Source organism: Acetobacterium sp. UBA5834, from assembly GCF_002435675.1.
GTDB lineage: Bacteria > Bacillota > Clostridia > Eubacteriales > Eubacteriaceae > Acetobacterium > Acetobacterium wieringae.
Window position 1 is genome coordinate 20,715 of record NZ_DJGY01000008.1, and the last position, 20,138, is coordinate 40,852.

22 protein-coding genes are annotated in these 20,138 nt (G+C 43.3%); 20 read left to right on the forward strand and 2 right to left on the reverse strand.

What is annotated here, in order from left to right; translation table 11 throughout:
* Positions 1-114: 114 nt before the first annotated feature.
* From B3F51_RS01260 to B3F51_RS01275, 4 genes are all read left to right on the forward strand, one after another.
* A complete protein-coding gene (locus B3F51_RS01260; protein WP_286945032.1) occupies positions 115-1,407 on the forward strand; it encodes an amidase domain-containing protein in 1,293 nt (430 codons plus the stop codon).
* A 148-nt stretch (positions 1,408-1,555) separates the two neighbouring features.
* Positions 1,556-2,902 (forward strand): M23 family metallopeptidase, encoded by a 1,347-nt coding sequence (locus tag B3F51_RS01265; protein ID WP_286945034.1) that lies wholly within the window; start codon positions 1,556-1,558, stop codon positions 2,900-2,902.
* A gap of 115 nt (positions 2,903-3,017) precedes the next feature.
* Positions 3,018-3,581: a hypothetical protein gene (locus B3F51_RS01270; RefSeq protein ID WP_228882463.1), complete on the forward strand. Its 564-nt coding sequence runs from the start codon at positions 3,018-3,020 to the stop codon at positions 3,579-3,581.
* Positions 3,582-3,631: 50 nt separating this feature from the next.
* Positions 3,632-4,324, forward strand: coding sequence for a RecX family transcriptional regulator (locus tag B3F51_RS01275; RefSeq protein WP_286945037.1), 693 nt, complete (start codon positions 3,632-3,634; stop codon positions 4,322-4,324).
* A gap of 87 nt (positions 4,325-4,411) precedes the next feature.
* On the opposite strand, the gene B3F51_RS01280 is transcribed toward B3F51_RS01275, so the two are convergent.
* Entirely contained in the window at positions 4,412-5,263 is an 852-nt protein-coding gene (locus tag B3F51_RS01280) for a pyridoxamine kinase (RefSeq protein ID WP_286945039.1), read from the reverse strand.
* 100 nt (positions 5,264-5,363) lie between these two features.
* Between B3F51_RS01280 and B3F51_RS01285 the strand changes: the two genes are divergently transcribed.
* From B3F51_RS01285 to B3F51_RS01335, 11 genes are all read left to right on the forward strand, one after another.
* Positions 5,364-6,758 (forward strand): PLP-dependent aminotransferase family protein, encoded by a 1,395-nt coding sequence (locus B3F51_RS01285; protein WP_286945041.1) that lies wholly within the window; start codon positions 5,364-5,366, stop codon positions 6,756-6,758.
* Between the two features lie 97 nt (positions 6,759-6,855).
* Positions 6,856-7,245, forward strand: coding sequence for a competence type IV pilus major pilin ComGC (locus B3F51_RS01290; RefSeq protein ID WP_286945042.1), 390 nt, complete (start codon positions 6,856-6,858; stop codon positions 7,243-7,245).
* Positions 7,246-7,254: 9 nt separating this feature from the next.
* The gene (locus tag B3F51_RS01295; protein ID WP_286945044.1) at positions 7,255-7,746 is read left to right on the forward strand and encodes a prepilin-type N-terminal cleavage/methylation domain-containing protein; all 492 of its coding nucleotides are present in this window, start codon (positions 7,255-7,257) and stop codon (positions 7,744-7,746) included.
* Complete coding sequence (locus B3F51_RS01300; protein WP_286945045.1) at positions 7,736-8,146, forward strand: type IV pilus modification PilV family protein; 411 nt, start codon at positions 7,736-7,738, stop codon at positions 8,144-8,146. The genes B3F51_RS01295 and B3F51_RS01300 overlap by 11 nt, the downstream gene beginning before the upstream one ends.
* Positions 8,139-8,642 (forward strand): type II secretion system protein, encoded by a 504-nt coding sequence (locus B3F51_RS01305; protein ID WP_286945046.1) that lies wholly within the window; start codon positions 8,139-8,141, stop codon positions 8,640-8,642. Before B3F51_RS01300 ends, B3F51_RS01305 begins: the two co-directional genes overlap by 8 nt.
* On the forward strand, positions 8,639-9,061 hold the full coding sequence (locus B3F51_RS01310) for a hypothetical protein (RefSeq protein ID WP_286945047.1): 423 nt from the start codon (positions 8,639-8,641) through the stop codon (positions 9,059-9,061). Before B3F51_RS01305 ends, B3F51_RS01310 begins: the two co-directional genes overlap by 4 nt.
* Before the next feature lie 4 nt (positions 9,062-9,065).
* Entirely contained in the window at positions 9,066-10,028 is a 963-nt protein-coding gene (gene pilM / locus B3F51_RS01315) for a type IV pilus biogenesis protein PilM (RefSeq protein ID WP_286945048.1), read from the forward strand.
* Between the two features lies 1 nt (position 10,029).
* Entirely contained in the window at positions 10,030-10,590 is a 561-nt protein-coding gene (locus tag B3F51_RS01320; protein ID WP_228882447.1) for a PilN domain-containing protein, read from the forward strand.
* A gap of 3 nt (positions 10,591-10,593) precedes the next feature.
* Positions 10,594-11,304: a hypothetical protein gene (locus B3F51_RS01325; protein ID WP_286945051.1), complete on the forward strand. Its 711-nt coding sequence runs from the start codon at positions 10,594-10,596 to the stop codon at positions 11,302-11,304.
* Between the two features lie 74 nt (positions 11,305-11,378).
* Entirely contained in the window at positions 11,379-11,852 is a 474-nt protein-coding gene (locus tag B3F51_RS01330) for a DUF308 domain-containing protein (RefSeq protein ID WP_286945053.1), read from the forward strand.
* 126 nt (positions 11,853-11,978) lie between these two features.
* Positions 11,979-12,803, forward strand: coding sequence for a hypothetical protein (locus B3F51_RS01335; RefSeq protein WP_286945055.1), 825 nt, complete (start codon positions 11,979-11,981; stop codon positions 12,801-12,803).
* A gap of 58 nt (positions 12,804-12,861) precedes the next feature.
* Here B3F51_RS01335 and B3F51_RS01340 read toward each other — a convergent pair whose 3' ends face one another.
* Positions 12,862-13,482 carry a MarR family transcriptional regulator gene (locus tag B3F51_RS01340; RefSeq protein ID WP_070371805.1) on the reverse strand — a complete coding sequence of 207 codons (621 nt, stop codon included), beginning with the start codon at positions 13,480-13,482 and terminating at the stop codon, positions 12,862-12,864.
* A gap of 420 nt (positions 13,483-13,902) precedes the next feature.
* On the opposite strand from B3F51_RS01340, the gene B3F51_RS01345 reads away from it, so the two are divergent.
* From B3F51_RS01345 to aroB, 5 genes are all read left to right on the forward strand, one after another.
* Positions 13,903-14,997: a BMP family ABC transporter substrate-binding protein gene (locus B3F51_RS01345; protein WP_286945057.1), complete on the forward strand. Its 1,095-nt coding sequence runs from the start codon at positions 13,903-13,905 to the stop codon at positions 14,995-14,997.
* A 63-nt stretch (positions 14,998-15,060) separates the two neighbouring features.
* Entirely contained in the window at positions 15,061-16,599 is a 1,539-nt protein-coding gene (locus B3F51_RS01350; protein WP_286945058.1) for an ABC transporter ATP-binding protein, read from the forward strand.
* The gene (locus B3F51_RS01355; protein ID WP_286945060.1) at positions 16,584-17,648 is read left to right on the forward strand and encodes an ABC transporter permease; all 1,065 of its coding nucleotides are present in this window, start codon (positions 16,584-16,586) and stop codon (positions 17,646-17,648) included. The genes B3F51_RS01350 and B3F51_RS01355 overlap by 16 nt, the downstream gene beginning before the upstream one ends.
* Positions 17,649-18,581, forward strand: coding sequence for an ABC transporter permease (locus B3F51_RS01360; protein ID WP_250934915.1), 933 nt, complete (start codon positions 17,649-17,651; stop codon positions 18,579-18,581).
* 319 nt (positions 18,582-18,900) lie between these two features.
* Positions 18,901-19,968: a 3-dehydroquinate synthase gene (aroB, locus tag B3F51_RS01365; protein WP_286945062.1), complete on the forward strand. Its 1,068-nt coding sequence runs from the start codon at positions 18,901-18,903 to the stop codon at positions 19,966-19,968.
* Positions 19,969-20,138: the final 170 nt, after the last annotated feature.

The following is a 20,138-nucleotide window of genomic DNA, read 5'->3' on the forward strand; positions in this document are numbered from 1 at the left end:
GTACAGTATCAATAAATAATCGGTTTGTCGGTTTTTTTCAGATCTTCATGGTTTGTTCACGAGAAGTACACATTATAGATATATAATTGTTACAAATACTGAAGAGGTGGGGAAATGAAAAGAAGAAAAAATGCCATCAGGCGGAAAAGAAGAAGAACAATGATCGGGCTGGTGATCATGGCAATGGGTGTCGTGTCTATCGGTGTCATGGCAAATTCAGATGCCGTTGCGACCAGTGCTTCGAGTATTTTTGATGCGAAACCGGAAAGTAATACTGCTAAAAGTGGAGGCAATATAAAAATTAGAGAAAGTGATGAAATAATCGATAGTGCCATGCTAAAACCGATCAATGACTATTTTGAAACCTATTTCCGTGCCATGGCCAATCTGGAAACGGAGGACCTTACCGGGATTTTTGTTGATCCCACCGGTGAAAATGCCTGGGTCAATCAGAGCGCCATGGACTATCTGATCCAACTGCGACAAAGCCAGAGTAATGATTTGAAAATGAGTGACTATCAATGTGGCTTGACTGTGACAAGCGTTGACACCAATTCGGATGCGATCGAAGTGGTTCTGTTAGAAGACCATACCGTTAACTTTGCCTTTATCCCCGATGTGGAGTCTTCCAGTTCCGGGATTACCCACACCTTTTATCTCACGGAAACCGCTGATGGTTATGCCATCACTGAACATTATAAAGATGAGGACAGCTTTTTGATGCTGGAAGAAGCAATTGAAGGCAGTTATGACGATCCTGAGGTGGTGGCAGATGAACTGCTTAGTGATGCGCTGGCAGTTATCGAAGCGTTGGTCGAGGAAAAGGATGGTTTTAATTCAGGGGCATGGGAAAGCGAGACTGTAACGGTTGATCATGACTATGACACTGAGGCAGCACTGGATTACGCCATGACCTGGGTTGACGCCATTGAAGTCGAGCGAAATGATGAGTATGGCAGTTATGATCGTTACGGCGGTAACTGCAATAACTATATTTCGCAGTGTCTTTTTGCTGGTGGAATCCCCATGGACAGCGACGGTGACAACAAATGGAAATGGTACGGCGAAGAAGTGGATCTGGATGAAGTGGACTGGGGTCGGAGCCCTGCCTGGACCGGGGTCGAGGAATTTTACACCTATGCCAGCGAAAATGATGGCTATGGACTGGTGGCGCTTGTTGACGAAAACGTCTATTCGGGATCAATTGGCGATATTTTACAATATGGACAAAATGGCGACTGGCTCCATTCGGTTATCATTACGGATGTAATTACGGACAGCGATGGAAAAATGGCAGATTATCTCATTAATTCGAATACCACGGATCGAATCAATTATCCAGCCAGTGCCTATGGTTATTCAGAATTGAGGCTGATTAAAATTTTAGGCTGGAACGATGGCCAATAGTTGCAGCAGCATTTAGTGTCATACCTTTTCTCCTGATTTATAAACGAATACCATAGCGAATAAAAAACGTTTTGACTTACAAAATACTTGTAAAATATAAAACCATATGGTATCATAAATGTAAATAAATTGTAACAGGAGGAGAGGCATGGAAAAAACTCAGAATTTTTTTGAAAAAGTCCGAGCAAGAATTAAAAAATACCGATTTAATTGGTCGACCAAGCAAGTTGAACATGATGAATTCGTAGAGATTGAACATGTCAATCACGAGGAAACGTTGAACAAAGACAAAAGGCGGCTGTTTAAAATGCGGGGCTCCGCAGTGGTGGTCTGTACTTTTTTAGTATTAGTGGGAGCCGGAGCAGTTGATGCCCAAACCCGGGCCTACGAGGTGATTTACAAAGGTACCAGTATTGGCTATGTTGATAGTCTGGAAGTGCTGGAAGCAGCAGTCAGCGAAACCAGTGCGGATAAAAGTGGACGAAGAAACCGGGAAGGTAGCGATTATGAAATTCGAACAGCCCGATCAACGGATTTTTTAACAACAGAAGAAGTAACCCAAGTCATAACTGCCATCAGAACCGAGGAAAAGAATAATGAGCCAGAGGTTTTGGTTGCCCGAGTTGACAATCCGGAACCAGCTGCAGCTTCTCCGGAAACATCCATAACAGATAACGAAACGCTTCAAACCGCTTCGGTTGAGGCTGCTAAAGACGAACCAGTCCTTGAACCGGAGATTACAACTGCCAATACGGCTGCGAGTCATACTTCGGAGACTCCGGTAAATCCAACAGAAGAAGTCCCGGCGGTCGTGACAGAGGTGCCGGTTGAAAATGTACCCGTTATCGAAGAACCGATGACTGAGGTTGTTGCCGAGGATATTCAGCCGGAGACACCTCCGGCAGATGAAGTACCGGCGGTGGATACGCCTGTGTTAGAAGAGCTGGCTAATGAAGCGCCAGCGGAGGAAAACAACACGACCGCATCACCGGTTACTGAAATTCCGGAAGAACCGGTTGCTGAGGTACCAGTGGTTGAAGCTCCAGCTGCTGAAACCCCAGCGGAAGAACCAGCCAATGAGACACCTCAGGCTCAGTTTATGCTTCCGGCCAGTGGCCGGGTAGGAGAAATTCTCCGCGACTACGATGGCGGCTACTACAGCAACCATTATCGAGCGGCTGCGGTTGATATCTTAAACAGCGAAGGAACTGCCATTTATGCAGCGGCCTCAGGAACGGTCACCTTGTCCAGCTGGTATGGTGGTTATGGCAAGTGTGTGATCATTGATCATGGTAACGGCTATTCAACCCTTTATGGACACTTCAGTTCGGTGGATGTCGTAGAAGGTCAGGCGGTTACCCAGGGTCAGCGTATTGGTGGAATGGGATCGACCGGATCGTCCACTGCCAATCATGTCCACTTTGAAGTACGGGTCAACGATGAGGCCCAGCCGATTGGCAATTACTTCAATATCAGTACCGGCGACTATGTTTAAACCATGAGACACCGAAATGACGGTGTCTTTTTTTACCAAAAATCTTGCAGAATTTATTAGAATATGGTATCATTATGTAACAAAAACGTAACGAATAACTACAAGAGGTAAATAAATGGACGAGACTGTAAAGATTGAAAGAGAAAAACGACGAATACAACGAAAAAGAAAGCGGCAGCGCAGTAGTATTGTCACCATTATGATACTATTTATATTAGCATCAGTGGGGGTTGTCAGCGCTCAAACCCAGGGATATGAAGTTTTTTATCATGGCGAAAGTCTTGGTTATGTGCAGAATTCGGGTGTTTTTAAATCGGCAGTTGACCGAATTGAAACCAACCTCAGGGAATGTTACAATTACGATAATATCCATTTGGGCAATGGTTTTGAACTGCTCCCGGCACGGGTTGAGAATCCCATGGATTTAGATACCTGTGTTAATGTCTTAAACAGCAAAGGCATTGCGCTTTATGTAGACGGCGCAGCTGTTTTAGTCGATGGCGAAAAAATAGGGACGATGACATCATTGACTGATGCAGAAAGTGTCATTGCGGCATATAAGAATTTAAGTAACAACAAAAATACCAGTGGGATAACATGTGTGGAAGTTACGGTTCCGCTATCGGAAACAAAGGATTTTGCAACGATGTTAACAGCCTTAAAAGTCCATTTAAAATAAAATCGACCAAACACCAGCTGTGGCTGGTGTTTTTTTGCAGGAGGAGTGCGATGGGTGAAATAAGTCGGGAAAAAGCAATGGATCTGGCGGTAAAATATCTGTCTTTTAAGTCACGAACCAGCAGTGAAATGGTTGGCTACCTGAAGAAAAAGAACGTCCCGGATACAATTATTTCTGAGGTGATGCAAAAGCTGGATGAATACCATTATATTGATGATGCAGTATATCTGAAAAATTATCTGGAGAACAATCGACAGCTGAATTGCTATGGTTCCCGGCGACTGCTTCAGGATCTCAAAAAGCGCGGCCTTGGCGATGATTTACTGCTTTCACTGGTTGATCTTTTTCCCAGAGAAGTGGAAATGCTCTGTTGTGAGATGGTGGCAAAAAAAAGCTTGGTGCTATTAAAGGGTCAAACGCCATTCCAACAAAAAAAAAAAGTGTACGAAAAACTGGGGCGGATGGGTTACCCCACCGAAATGGTTCTGGAAGTGATCAAAAACCTGGAATTAACTGACGAATCCATGGAATTATCGGAAGATGACTTGGTTCGGGAAGAAAAAAAGCAGCAAGAAAAGCTGGATCGGGACTTTCAAAAATATCTGCGTATTCAGCGCCAAAAAGGGCTGGCAGGAAAAGTCTTGATTTATCAGATCAAAAAGAGTTTAATGGGTCGGGGTTATCCCTATGAGTTGATCAATGAAAAGATCGAAGCGATGCAAGAAGAGCTGCTGGACGAATAAAAAATCGGGAGATCAATAATCGCCCGATTTTTTATAGATATCCGATGGACCAAACAGTGTTATCGGAAATGTCGTTAATTTTTACAGCTATAATCCCAAACGTTTTATCAGATAAGGGATGGCCCGCTCAAAGCATACGCCATAACGTTTTTCCTGCTGGAGTTCCACCGTTTTGAGAATGCACTCCCGGGTGTAATCCACAGCGATCTGGGTGGCTTCCTGTAAATTAAAGTCGCTAAGCAGCCCGGCCAGTAACGTACTTCCAAAAATATCCCCGGTACCATGGAAATAATCAGCTACCCGATCATTAAAGACGTAGTCAAACGTACGGGATTTGGCATCAAAGGTAGCCGCTCCCAGTTTGGTGGGGTCAAATGAAATACCGGTGACCACCACTTTTTTGGAACCCAGTTGGGACAGTCGGAGTAATAAGCCTTCGATATAGTTTTGATCGTAATCTTCGCCAATATAAGGTTCATCCAACAGCAAGGCAGCTTCGGTGAGGTTGGGAACGATGATGTCCGCTTTGGCGCAAAGGGTGGTCATCCCCTTGGCCATTTCGGGCGTATAAATCGAATACAGCTCGCCGTGATCGGCCATTACCGGATCCACCAGAATCAGGTTTGTTTCTGTACGGAAGCGATCAAAGAGACTGGCAACCAAATCGATTTGTTCGAAGGAGCCTAAAAAACCGCTATACAATGCATCAAATTCCAGCTTAAGCGATTGCCAGTGATCAGAAATTGGACGGATGTCGGAGGTTAAATCCCGATAGGTAAAATCCTCGAAACCACCAGTGTGGGTGGACAAAACGGCGGTGGGCAAGACGCTGGTGTCAAATCCAGCGGCGGAGATAATCGGCAGCGCAACAGTCAGAGAACATCTGCCGACACAGGATATATCATGGATAGCGGCAACCCGCTTTTGTTTATTTTGCATTTGAATCTCCTTGTTTAAATTAATCCCATTATATGCTAAAATTGAACCTGTGGAAAGTCTCAGTTAATTAAAAAACCATGGATTCAGATTAGGAGGAGCAATGCTTACCATACCATTCAAAAATAAAGGTTCCTTTTTGTATGCAGAAATTTATGAATTTATCAAGCAGGAAATAACGGACGGCAATTTGAAATATGGGGAGAAGCTTCCATCCAAGCGAAGTCTGGCCAGTCATCTGGCAGTCAGCGTGAATACGGTGGATACAGCCTATAGTCAGTTGGTGGCGGAAGGCTACCTGGAAGCCATTCCCAAAAGAGGTTATTTTGTTTGTCAGATCGCAACCTATCTAATGAAGGATACGAATCGCATTCAGGATAAACGATCTACACTAAAAAAAACAGAAGCGGTTACAATTGATTTTTCTCCCAATGCCATCGATCAGCGGATTTTCCCCTATGAAGCCTTTCGGAAAATATTCAAATCGACTTTTAATGAGGATGACAACAACTTATTAAACAAACCCGATATTCAGGGGGAACTGGAGCTGAGAAAGGCTCTGGTGGATTTGCTCTATCACTCCCGAGGGGTGCGCTGCCATGAGGAGCAAATCATCATTGGGTCAGGAACCGATCATCTCCTGCAGATTTTAGGGCTGTTGTGGGGCCGAAATAAACCGGTGATATTGGAGAATCCGGTTTACCTAAAAGCCTATCATATTTTTGAAAAAATGGGTAATCCGGTTATTTCCATCGATATCGATGAAAAGGGGATTCAAATTGAACCGCTGAAAAATTATTCGAATGTCGCAATTTATGTGACGCCTTCCCACCAATTTCCTCTGGGGATGAGTATGCCGATCGATCGTCGCATCCGACTGTTGAATTTTGCCAATCAGGAAGAAGGAAACTATATAATCGAGGATGATTACGACAGCGAATTCCGCTATAATGAAAAGCCGTTACCGTCGCTCCAGAGTATTGACAATAGTGGCCGGGTTATATATATGGGCACCTTTTCAAAATCGATCGCTCCGTCATTCCGGATCAGCTATATGGTATTACCCGAAGAATTGCTAAGGGCCTATCAGGAGACGGCGGAGGCTATCAGCTCGCCGGTTTCCAGTTTGGAGCAAAAAATGATTGCAGCCTTTATTGCCAGTGGATTTTTTGAAAAACACGTGAATAAAATGCGGAAAGTCTATAAGGGAAAACGGATTGTTTTGATGAATGCGTTAAAAAACCTGGGAAGTCGGGTCAAAATTACTGGGGAAAATGCCGGTCATCACCTATTGGTACAGCTTGACAATGGTCTTACGGAAGAAGAAATGTATCACCGGGCTCTGGCCCGGGGGATCCGGGTTTATCCAGTATCCCCCTATTTTATCCACGGTTTGCCGGAGCATTATAAAAGCATGGTTTTGCTGGGATACGGTTCACTCACCGATGAACAGATTCACAACGGGATTGGGATTTTAAAAAAAGCATGGGATTTGTAATGATTATGTTGTGCAAAGAGTAAATAAGCTAAATATTTACTCTTTTTTTTATTTTCCAAGAGTGGTAATATCGAGTAAAAAGAGATAGGGGATAAAAATGGGAAGTAAATGCAAAGCAAATGGCAAGCCGATGTGTCACAGACAATATGATCTTAACGGTTTTACACTGATGGAAATGATCGTTGTGATTGCAATATTAGGGGCATTGGCGGCTTTAGCTATTCCACGGTTTACCGGTGTTCTCGCAAATTCTCAGGAAAAGACAGATCAGGCGAATATCCGCATAGTTGAAAGCGCCGTTGAGCTCTATCAGGCTGAAAAAGGGGAGCTACCAACGGGGGTGGATACCTTTAATGAACTGGTTACAGAATTACATCGTGTTGGCTATCTAAAAAATGCCGAACTTAAACCGGTGAGTAAGGGGAAGAGTTTTAGTTATGATGCCACATCAGAAGTGATCAGTTTAGTAGCCAGTCCAGGCAATTAACAGTTCATTATGGAAACGACTACATCAGCCCAATTAAGGGAGAAAAATAAGTGTTTTCGGGGAAACGCTGGTTACACGTTGATGGAACTATTGGTATCCCTCGCAGTTTTATCACTGTTGACAGCTGCTTTGTATGGCAACGGCTTTGCCAGCCGAAGTTCGTTTAACCAAGACGCATATGAAGCAGAGTGTGATCGTATTCTATACGCACTGCTTCAGTATCAGAATGAGGCAATAATGGATGGATACCAGCGGCAGGTGCGGTTTCTAGGTACGGGGATGCAGGTTATCTGGACCAAAAACGGAGTGAGTCATCGGGATTTTATTGCTGTGGAAACTTTGACTTTCACAGGAGACTATACCGGTGCTGCAGTATTAAGGCTTTACGAACATGGAACCGTATCCCAGGGTGGGACGGTCTATCTTAATGGCACCAATGGTGTGGTCAGAAAAATCGTCGTCCAGGTAGGAAATGGAAGGATCTATTTAGATGAACCATAAGCATATCACGGGTATTTGGCAGCTAATCAAACCACCAGGCGGATATACGCTCATGGAAGCCATTATCGCCATAGCGGTATGCGGATTTGGTTTGGCAATGATTCTGGGGTTATATGGAATGGTCATAAAAACGGAAATAGTATCAAAAGCTATTTTTTCACAATCGGTTGAAATAAATAGCATCGCTGATGAGATTGGTCTCGGCCTAAAAGACGGATCAACAGAAAATCTGTGGGAAGACGTTGAAGTTATATTAGAAAGTAAATACCCGGACTACGAGCTGGCAGGATTAAGAAAAGACAGTCAAGCCAGTTTGTATCATCTCGAGATTATTCATAAAGGCAAAAACAGCATGGATAAGCTGTTTCATATTAAGGTTTTCTGGAGTCAGCATGAGTAACCATAAATCTGAAAATGATCAGGGATTCAGCCTGATTGAAGTACTGACGGCGTTGATGGTAATTTCCCTGGTTCTTGGGATGCTGTTATCCGGATTGATCTACATCAATACAATCAGTAATCAGGCAAAAATCAATCAGGAATTGTATTATAATGAACGCTACATTGCCCTGTATTTTCAAAAACAGGTGCTGAAATCAGAAAAAATCTATGTTAAAAACAATCGGATCTATCTTCAGGATCTGGAAAGCCCGGATCTTTATTACAATTATTATCTCTACAGCAACGGATTTTTAAGACGCTATAAGGTTTTCAAAAATGGTTTAACCCCAATCGGGTCTGGCGGTAATAGTCAATTTTTGGATCACATTCAGTCATTTTCACTGTCACTCGGGTCCAATCAGGAAATTATTATCCGATACAGTCTGGCCATTGAGGGTGCTGTATATTATCGGGAAACAGTCATTTCCCATGGAAGAGTGGTGGAGTTAGTATGATCATAACAAATAAGAATGGTTTTGTCTTGCCGTTGGTGTTGGTGGTCGTGGCTCTCATGGCAGCGGGCGCAGGTTATGCATTAACCCGGGGAATGGCCGAACTTCAGGCAAATGTCCATAATCAGGATTATCAAATGTCGATTTTGACCGGGAAAAATGCGTTGGCGATTTTACAGGCTGAATTGGAAAAAGATATCAATTATTCGGGAACAAACGGGAAGCAAACCGATGAAAATGGCGGATTTTATGAAATTCGTGTTTTTAAAACAGCAGATCATCTGCGCTATGTGGAGGTCAAAAGTGAATATCGTGATTATCAAAAAAGCTTTAGTGGTGCAATCGAATTGCAGCCCGATCTGACGGCGAGACCGGGAGGTCAGATTATAAAGTTTAACTGGAAGATGTTAGGGGGTGTTTAGTCCTTTGAAAAAGAGCAAGCGACTTTGGGTCATTGATTGGGGAGAAGCGTTGATTAAAATTGTTTTAGGTGAAGTCAATGATTCGGGATCGGTCCGAATTATCGATTTTCGCATTGAAAAAAATCCGAAACAGATTTGGCCTGAAACAAATCCTGAAACGAAGCGGGCAACCAGTAAGCTTTTACGGTTATTATTTAAAGGCTATCAACGTACGGATGAGGTAATGTTGTTAATTAATCAAGCTGAGATGATGGTAGCAACTTTTACCTTTCCAATGATGTCACTTGCAGATTTGGAAGACGCAATTTACTGGCAGATGCAATTGCTTACTTCCGAAGACCTGGATCATTGGCGGATTGATTTTGTCGCTCGGGTTCAGAACCAATGGTTTGAATGCCTGGGGATGGATGAACAGACATTAGATGTAGTGGGCGTTGCGATAAAAAAAGCGCAACTGACCAGATATACGCGGTTTTTTAAAAAAAATGGTCGGAGCTTAAATGCCATCGTTCCGCAATTTTATACATTTGATTCACTGCTGATTGAACAGGACGATCAATCAACTTTGATTATTGATATTGGTAACAGAAGCACCCGGCTTTTCCATTACAAAGGAAACGTCCTTAGTGAGAACAATCAGATCGAATTGGAAAGCGGTTGGGATGGGGTCGTTTATTTGCAGCAAATAATAAAAGCGGTCGAGCAGATCTTTATATCCCCGCTGGGTTGCGAAAAAGTCGGTCGGGATGGAACTATTTATTTGATGGGAGGCGAGAGTCTGCATCCTGGGGTTCGGGAATACCTGTCAAAATCAATGGGAACGGACGTGCAGTCGATCGATGAACTGCTGGAGGCGAACCAGAGCCTGTTTTTTACCAAACAAATTTCCCGGGCGCAATTATGTTTAATTACACCATGCGTATGCGGTTTGATGAAATATGCGCAGATCAGAGGAGGAAAAAATTGATTTGAAGCATGAAATGAATTTGTTACCAGTGAATCCAGTTAAAAAGAAGCGGTCCGATAAAACAATATCAAAAGGTGTAATGCTTTTTAGCGGAGCACTGTTGGGTGTTTTGATAATTTATGGGTTTTTAACGTTTCTTGAGGAATCCTGTCAGACTGAGATCAGGCAACTGGAAATGTTAATTGAGAATAAAGCAGAGTATCAGGTTATTTATACCAATCTTAACCAGCAAAAAGCGATATTGGAACATCGACAATTGCTTTTAGAAACGATCAGCAGTGGAAAGGCGTTGCCACATCTAACGATGTTAGAAATTAACAAAGTGCTGCCCGCCGGGATGCTTTTGTCGAATTACGACTATCAGGAGGGACGGTTGATTATTTCAGGAGAAACCAAAAAGAAAGAGGAGATTTTTGAGTTTAAAGAAAAACTTGCGAATTTGGCGGTTTTTGAAATGATTAATATGGTAAGTACCACTCGAAAAAATGATGTTTCGACTGATAAAATCACGATGGAAGAAACATGGGAATTTACACTCGACATTCAAATAGCTGAGGTATAAACGGTGAAAAGCAAAAAGGCAAGGAAATCCGGTGAAAACAACTCAGGAACGAGAACAACTCGCCAGACAAACCTAAAAATTCAAAAAGGCATAATTGCTGGAGCAGTGATCATAATACTGATGGCTTTAATGGTGATCCCTAAATATGAAAGTTATTGCGCAAAGAGGCTGATTTTAGCAGAAAAAGAACGTTATAATATGGAACTGCCTGACGAAATGTCTGAAGAGCAGTATTTAAAGGAGCTGGAAGTGATCAGTCAACAATTGGACGATAATCGGAACAGTTTGCCAGAAAGGTTGGATACGGTCAGTTTGTATGAAAACATTGGCAGGATGGCTGAAGTGGCGAAGGTGGGGGTACTATCTGTGGAGTTTGGAGCAGCGGATGTCCAAATTGATGAAAGTCTGGGGATGCAGATTAACCAGAATTTTCAAAACAGTGAGGAAAAGACGATTATCGGGCCTGATGGAAAGATTTTAACGAGATGCGAATATGTTGTGGTATGTACCGGAAATGATGATACCTTTATTGAGTTTCTCAATGAACTGAATCGATGTGTACCGGTGATTCGGGTTATTAGTTATGAAATAGAAGCAGAAGCGATGGGTGAAAAACGGCTGCGAATGCGACTGGAAAGTTTCGGAATTCTGGCCGATAACCGGGATAATCAAGTGACTGTGACGGGGGATCAATTGGACGAAGCGATTAAGTAAGGCCTAAAAAACAGCAGGCATTTTTGTTTATCGCAAAAAATAAAAACGATACAGTCGATGAGAGGGGTAGTAAGATGAACGAGATAAAAACGAAGCGAATCATTGGAACGCTTTCAGGTATTGGTATTGGGGCAATTGGTATATATATGATCAGTCACCCAAGAACCTCGGTGGAACAACTGGTTGTATTGTTGATGGCGGCGTTGGTGATTTTTGCTTTGATTAATCTTGTCTCGGTCTTTTTTAAATCCCACGGTGGCAGCAAACGAATGACTGTAATCGGGGCATTGGTCAATTTAGGTTTTGCGGTGGCCTTGTTTTATTTCCGGCTGACTGTAGCTGAACTGATTCCGTATGTATTCGCAATTTATGTGGTGATTAATAGTATTGCCAAATTAATTTCCGCAGTAACCTATTGGCGGGATGGGGTGCCTAATTTCGGCTTTTACTTTATCAGTGGGGTGCTTAATTTTATTTTTGGTATTTATCTGCTTATCAACAGTTATTTTCAGACAGCTTACAGCGTGTGCACATGGTGTAAAGGGTAATATTTTCTGCTTATCAACAGTTATTTTCAGACAGCGAGCTTTGCCATTGTATCGGGACTCTATCTGGTCTGGTATGGGGTGACGTTACTGTTCGATGCTTTTAATGATTGGGAGACGCAGGAACAGATGAGCAAGACGGCAAAGCGGATGCAGCGAAAAATGCGGATTGCGCTGCCATCATTATTGGGAATATTTGTACCGATGGGGCTGATTAGAAAATATGATGCAAAGGTCGCTTCTGAAGATGCCAACGCTTATATATTATCCCAGGAAGTTTTGGTACCGGAAAAAGCGGGAATTAATCCTATGAATGTGGAAATTCTGGTGCACTTATCCAAAAAATTTATGGAAGCGTTTGGGCATGTTGATCTGATTTTTGGAAATGAAGCCCTGTCTTACGGGAATTTTGACGGACACTCCTACCGTCTGGGCGGAGCCATGAGTGACGGGGTGCTTTTTATCTGTGATAAGGATCGCTATTTGCGAGAATCCGTTATTCATGATGGGAAAGTGCTGATCTCGTTTAAAGTTGCTTTTGATGATGATGAGCTGGCGATCATTAAGGAGAATTATCGCCGCTTTCAGGAAAATATGTTTGAATGGTTTTGTGACACCCAATTGGCAGAGCAGGGAATGCTGGCACCAGGGGATTACACGGGTGTGGAAGATGTTATCTACAAAGGTACCGGGGCGCGGTTTTATAAATTTAAGAAGGGGCCGCTAAAGACCTATTTCGCGCTGAATACCAATTGCGTCAAGGTGGCGGATTCACTGTTTGAGAATACCGGTTTTGAAAAGCCGGCGACCGGTAACATTGTTACGCCGGGAGCCTATTATCAATTTCTGATGGGGGCACTGGAACGACCGGGGACTAAAATTTATGAGAAAAAGATATATTCTCGGGAAACCTTTGGCAATGCGGAAGAAATTGCCCGCCAGGAAGAATTATAAGGCGGATCACTTTATAAAAATTCAGCCACTTGTTTGCTAAAACAAGTGGCTGGTAGTATTACTGACGATTGATAACTTCAGTCAGACTGGACTTGATGGTTACAAACAGGCGATGAAGATTGTTAATCTCCTCAGCTGAGAATTCAGCCAGTGACTGATTAAAGGGCTCGAACAGTTTGGCATTGGTGGATTCGAGTTGACTAAAAATAAATTGACCATTCGGGGTCAGGGTAAAGACCACCTCCCGAACGTTAAGCGGCGATTTTTCTTTTTCGATCAATTCTTTTTCAAGCAGTTTGGAGGTGCACTTTGAAATGGCACTTTTTGAAATCCCCAGTTTATTTGCCAATTGGGTCAGGTTGATACCAGAAAATTGTCCAATCATATCCAGGGCTTTCAGTTCGGAAGGATATAGAGAATAGGTTGATTCATCGATTGTAAAGGTTTGGGGCAAAATAAGAATATTCTGGTAAAGCACCGCAGAATCGATCATCAGTTGCTTGACTGCGGCAAGATCAGCAATAGAATCCGGAGAAACGGGATTTGACAGGTTGAGTTTCTCTTTTTTGGGAACGGTACCTGCTTTTTTTTCTTCAGCTACACTTTTCTTCTTGGACTCTTTCTTCGAATCTTTTACTTCTTTGCTTTCCGGTTTCTTGCTTTTTTTCTCTTTTTTCAAAATGACACTCCTTTCAATACAAAATGGTTTCAAGGCACATGCAAACTTAAAAATAGCGAGCAAAAATTGCTTTTTATGCAGTTTCATCTAATATTTTTGTAACGTGTAGGCGAACAGATCATAAAATTGTCTACTGTACAGTATGGAAATTGTATTCTACGAAACTGGATACAATGCTGATGGCGATTTCGCAATTACCTGCAAACGACTTTATTAACAGGGTGAAGAATCTGGTTCACCCTGGTTACAGTATAATAATACCGAATTTAAAGCTTGAGTGCAATAAAAACATGGCTCGGTCAGTAGATTTATTCAACTTTTTTAGATTGCTTTTTATGTGTTTTTTAGTTAAAATATTAGCGTGGCTAGGACTGTTTATCTTAACAGACCTAAACCAGATTAGAAAATAGGAGGAAGAGAATGAAAAAAAGATTGGGAGTATTGATGCTTGCACTGGTTTTAGTGGTTGTAAGCGTTGCTGGATGCAGTTCGGGATCGACATCCAAAAAAGATGAGGTTACCAAGGTTGGTTTTATTTATGTCGGACCGGCTGATGATGGCGGCTGGTCACAGGCGCATGACAATGGCCGGGCAAAAATGGTTGAAAACATGGGTGGTAAGGTTGAAACCATCGTTAAAGAAAATGTACCTGAAGAAAAAAGTGCCGTTGTTTCGACGATCAGAGATATGGTTGACCAGGGATGTACCATTATTTTTGGAACCAGCTATGGATTCATGGACGGAATGGTTGAAGCTGCTAAAGAATTCCCGGATGTTAAATTTGAGCATTGTTCAGGTTATATGACAGCTGACAATTTAGGAACTTACTTTGGAAAAATTGAAGAACCCCGATACCTTTCAGGTATTGTTGCCGGTTTAACAACCAAAACAAATAAAATTGCTTATGTTGCGGCGATGCCGATTCCCGAAGTTATTCGTGGTATCAACGCCTTTGCTTTAGGTGTAAAATCGGTTAATCCAGCGGCAACCGTTAATGTTTCCTGGACCAACACCTGGTATGATCCAACGGTTGAAAAAGCTGCAGCTGAAGCGCTGATTCAACAAGGTTGCGACGTAACTGCGCAGCACCAGGATTCAACAGCAACCATGGAAGCAGCTAAAGAAGCTGGCAAATTATCGATTGGTTACGATTTAAGTGCAGCGACAACCATGCCGGAAGTCTACATGACGGCACCACTTTGGGATTTCAGTGGTCACTATACTGATTCGGTTCAGTCAGTGATTGATGGCACCTGGAAGTCACAGCAATACTGGGGTGGTATGAATGACGGAATTGTCCTATTGGACGAACTGACCGCACTGGCACCAGGAACCGCAAAAGGTCAGGTTGAAACTGCTGAAGCAGCGATTAAATCTGGTTCGCTGGTTATCTTTGCTGGCGAGTTAAAAGATCAGACGGGCGCAGTAAAAGTACCAGCTGGTACTTCCATGACAGATGAGGCGCAGTTAAGCATGGATTGGTTTGTTGATAATGTAGTTGGCAGTTTAAAATAGTAAAAACGGTTTAACGGACAGAGCCTTTGGGCTCTGTCCGCTATTTTTAGTAAAGGTGAAAGCATGAGCAATGATTATGTCGTTAAAATGGAAAACATCACAAAGGTTTTTGGTAAAGTCAAAGCCCTGGATCATGTGGAATTTTCATTAAAAAAGGGAGAAGTACATGCTATTTTGGGAGAAAACGGAGCGGGTAAAAGTTCACTGATGAATGTTTTAAACGGTATTTATATGCCGGATGAAGGACATATCGAAGTGAAAGGGCAGCCTGTTAATATCAGTTCCCCTAAAATTGCGTTGGATCTAGGTATTGGGATGTTACCGCAGCACTATAAACTGGTGGATGTTTTTTCTGCCATGGAGAACGTGGCCGCCGGCAGTCGTAAAACAAGCCCTTTTTTAAACAAGAAAAAGATTTTAGATGAGATGGGGAAATTGATCGATCAATTGGGAATGGATATTAATCCCAATAAAAAGGTTTATGAAATGTCAGTCGCCGAGAAGCAGAGTCTGGAAATCTTTAAGGTTTTGTATCGGGGGGCCGATATTTTAATACTCGATGAGCCGACTGCGGTTTTAACTCCTCAGGAAATAAATAATCTCTTTGAGATCGTCAAAAAAATGGTGGCGACGGGTTGTTCGGTGATTATTATTACCCACAAACTGGAAGAAGTCATGGAAATCAGCGACCGAATTACCATTATGCGCAAGGGTACCACCATTCAAACGGTGAATAAGGAAGAAACCACTCCCCAGGAACTGGCGGGAATGATGGTGGGCGACGTGATGGAACTCAATGTGCCGTATGTTCCGGTGGAACGGGGCCAGAAATGCCTGGAAGTAAAAGATATTACTGCCATTGATCGCAACAAGGTTCATATTCTGGATCATGTCAGCTTTGATCTTTATGCCGGGGAAATTCTGGGGGTAGCTGGTATTGCCGGTAGTGGCCAGAAAGAATTATGCGAAGGGATCGCCGGACTCTACCATATCAAATCGGGTGAGATTATTTTTGAAGGTGAAAATATCGTCGGCAAGAATCCGGAGAAGATCAGTCAGATGGGGATTAGTCTGAGTTTTGTGCCTGAGGATCGCCTGGGGATGGGACTGGTTTCTTCGATGGATATTATTGACAATGTATTATTGAAAGACTACCGTAATAAAAAAGGGATGGGTATTTCCCGGGAGGTTTCCCGGGATAAGGCCGAGGCTCTGGTTGAGCGGCTCAATGTCTCGACACCAGCGATTGAAAACCATGCCGTCAGTTTACTTTCTGGTGGAAATATTCAAAAGGTTCTGCTGGGCCGGGAAATTGAATTAGAACCGAAACTGCTGGTGACAGCTTATGCCACCAGGGGTCTGGATGTGGGATCGTCCCAAATTATTTATGATTTGCTGAATGAACAAAAAGTAAAGATGAAACCAATCATGTATGTTGGGGAAGACCTGGACGTGCTGATGAGTCTTTGTGACCGGATAATGGTTTTATGTGAAGGTCGGGTTACCGGCATTGTCGATCCCCGAAAAACCACTAAAGAAGCCATTGGATTATTGATGTCCGGGGTAAGAAGTGAAGGAGAAGAAGAATGCTCCATATCGTAAAAAAAGATGTTCCCAACACGCGGGAAAAAATAATCGTCAGGCTTTCAGCCGTATTGGCAGCTTTGGCCGTGGCTTCGATTATTGTGCTGGTGGCTGGGGCGAATCCGATTGAATTGTATATTGGGATTATTCAGGGTTGCTTTGGCTCTTTGTACCGTTTTGCCGCTACCATTGAAAAAATGGTGCCCTTACTGGTCTTGTCTTTAGGGGTACTGGTGGCCTTTAAAATGCGTTTCTGGAATATCGGTGCGGAAGGACAGTTTCTGATGGGGGCGGTGGGAACCACCCTGGTGGTCCGGTTACTGCCGGATTTACCGTTGCCACTTATGCTTGTGCTGATGATCATTGTTTCATTTTTGTTTGGGGCCATCTGGCTGATGATTCCGGCCTTCTTTAAGGCTCGTTTTGGAACCAATGAAACCCTGTTTACGTTAATGCTCAACTACATTGCGCTGACTCTGGTAACTGCGTTGCAATATGATTTCTGGAAAGATCCGGCGGCCAACGGGATGCCGAAAATTGCCAATCTTCCGGAAAATGCCCTGCTTCCCAGTGCTGGAGGCTTCAATTTAAGTATTCTGATGGCGGTGATCATTGTGCTGACAATGTACTATTTTATGAATCGCTCTAAAATTGGCTTTGAAATAGCCGTATTGGGTGAAAGTGAAAATACTGCCCGCTACATTGGGATTAATGTCACCAGAACCATTATCATTGCCGCTCTGGTCAGTGGCGGCTTATGCGGAATGGTCGGGATGATGCAAACCACTGGTGTTAGTGGAGCCCTGTCAACTGAAATTACCGGTGGATTAGGTTTTACCGCCATTATTGTGGCATGGTTGTCGGGGTTGAAGGTTCCTTTTGTGGTAGTCAATTCCTTTGCGTTTGCAGTTCTGCTCCAGGGAGCTTCTTATATTCAGACGGCTTTCCAGATCCCCGGTTCAGTGGCTGAAATGATTCAGGCGATTATTCTATTCTTTATTCTGGGCAGTGAGTTTGTCCTGCAGTATCGATTAGTTTCTGATAAAACGAAAAGTGAGGTTGCATAAATGGAATTTGTTTTTTTCTTGGCAGCGGCGGTTAAAGCCGGAACCTGCTTGCTCTATGCAACTCTGGGAGAGATTATTTCCGAAAAAGTCGGTCACCTTAATCTGGGTGTCGAAGGGATGATGCAGATGGGCGCCGTGATTGGGTTTATTGCCGGTTTTACTTTCGGGAATCCTTATACTGCGGTGCTTTGTGCAGCCTTAGCCGGAGCCGCCGGAGCCCTGATTTATGGTTTTCTGACCATCAGTTTGAAGGCTAACCAGGTGGTTACTGGTCTTACTCTCAGTATTTTTGGGGTGGGCTTCGCTGCTTTTTTTGGTAAGAACTTTGTTGGGAAAAAAGTACCGGAAGCAATTACCACTTTTTTTGCTCCGGTTAAGCTACCGATTTTAGGAGATATCCCCTATCTTGGGCAGATATTTTTTAATCAGAGTGTCTATGTCTATTTTTCCTATTTTTTGGTAATTGCCATTTATATTTATCTCTATAAAACCAAATGGGGACTAAATACCCGGATGGTTGGGGAAAATCCGGTAGCAGCCGATGCCAGCGGTATTCCGGTAGATAAGTATAAATATTTTAACATCGCCCTTTGCGGTGCGCTCTGCGGGCTGGGGGGAGCCTTTTTATCGTTGGTTTACATCAGTATTTATCCGGTTAATGTGGTCAGTGGCCGGGGCTGGATTGCTGTGGCACTGGTTATTTTTGCAATGTGGAATCCCGGCAAGGCGATGCTGGGGGCCTACTTTTTTGGGGCTCTGGATATCGCCAGCTTCTGGCTGCAGCAATACAACCTACCAGTTTCGATTTACCTGTTTACCGCTTTACCTTACCTGGCAACGGTGTTTGTGCTGATCTTTACATCGATGCGCAAGAGCAGCAACAAAAAAGAACCGGCCTGGCTCGGTAAAAACTATTTCAAGGAAGACCGATAAGCAGAAAAGACCGTCTTATTTAGGTTTGCCGCGTAAGCTACCGTACCGACCAATTTTAATCTATTGTTCGCCGCGGGATCGGACAGGCTCTGCCATGTCCGCCCCGATGCGTACAATCAGATTAATAATTGTCGGTACTGCTTTAGTGTTTTATTAACCGTCTTTAAAAAGACGGTTCTTTTATAAATTAATCTGTCTCCATTAGAAAGACAGGTGTAAACAAAACTCGAACTATTTTAAGGATGGCAACGTGCTTTATGGTTTTAAATTGAAAAAACTATGATATAATAAAGGTTAAGATTTTAAAGGAGCCGAGATAATGAAGGAATTAATTTGCAAAACAGAGAATACACACCAGTACCCGATTATTATTGAAAAAGGTATTAAAGGGCGGTTGTCCCAAATGAAAGCGCTCTTTTCCCAGTATCATAAGGTGGTGATTATCACCGATAAAAATGTTGCCAAAGAATATTTAGGTGAGGTGGAACGGCAGGTCCGTCAGGCTGGCCCCAAGGTTTACAGCATTGTCATTCCGCCCGGGGAAGCCAGCAAGTGTCTGACCCAAACGGCTGAGATTTACAACGAACTGATTAAGTGCAATATTACCCGCAGTGATGCCATTCTGACCCTGGGCGGTGGCGTGGTTGGCGATTTGGGCGGATTTTGCGCAGCCACCTATCTTCGCGGCATCGATCTGATCCAGGTACCGACCTCACTACTGGCTCAGGTAGACAGCAGCGTTGGCGGTAAGGTCGGGATTGATCTGGATTATGGCAAGAACCTGGTGGGGGCTTTTCATCAGCCCCGGGCTGTGATCATCGATCCCTTATTTCTGGAAACTCTGGAAGATCATTATATGATTGATGGGATGGCAGAGGTGATCAAATACGGTTGTATCAGCAGTGCACCGCTGTTCGTCAAATTGATGGGGTATGCCTATTATGAGGATCTGGTGGAAGATATGGAAGAGATCATTGCCAAATGCTGTAAGATAAAACGGGATGTGGTCCAAACCGATGAGCACGAACAGGGCTTGCGCCGGATCTTGAATTTTGGGCACACCATCGGTCATGTGGTAGAAACCTATTTTAAATTTAAAAAATATTCTCACGGCGAAGCGGTGGCCATTGGCATGGCCCAGATCACCAAGAAAACTGTTGCTGAAGGGATCAGTCAGAAAGATACCTACGACAACATCATCGAAATACTGGAGAATTACGGGCTACCAACCGAACTGCCTAAAATGCCGCTAGACAAGGTTCAGGAAATACTGTTCACTGACAAAAAATTCGAGAATGACTCGCTTTATATCTGTGCCCTGGAAAAAATCGGCAAGGCCCAGATTGTTAAAATCCAGAAACCCCAGGCCATCGAACTGTTTAGATAGTGGTTGCAAAAACAGAGATTTAGAATACCGTACCGACCAATTGTTAATCTGTTGTTCGCCACAAGCTCGGACAGGCTATGCCGTGTCCGCCTTGATGCGTACAACATGATCTAACAATTTTCGGTACTGGGTTAGCCTTTTTTCCATTTGCGAAGTTGAAAAAGTGATAA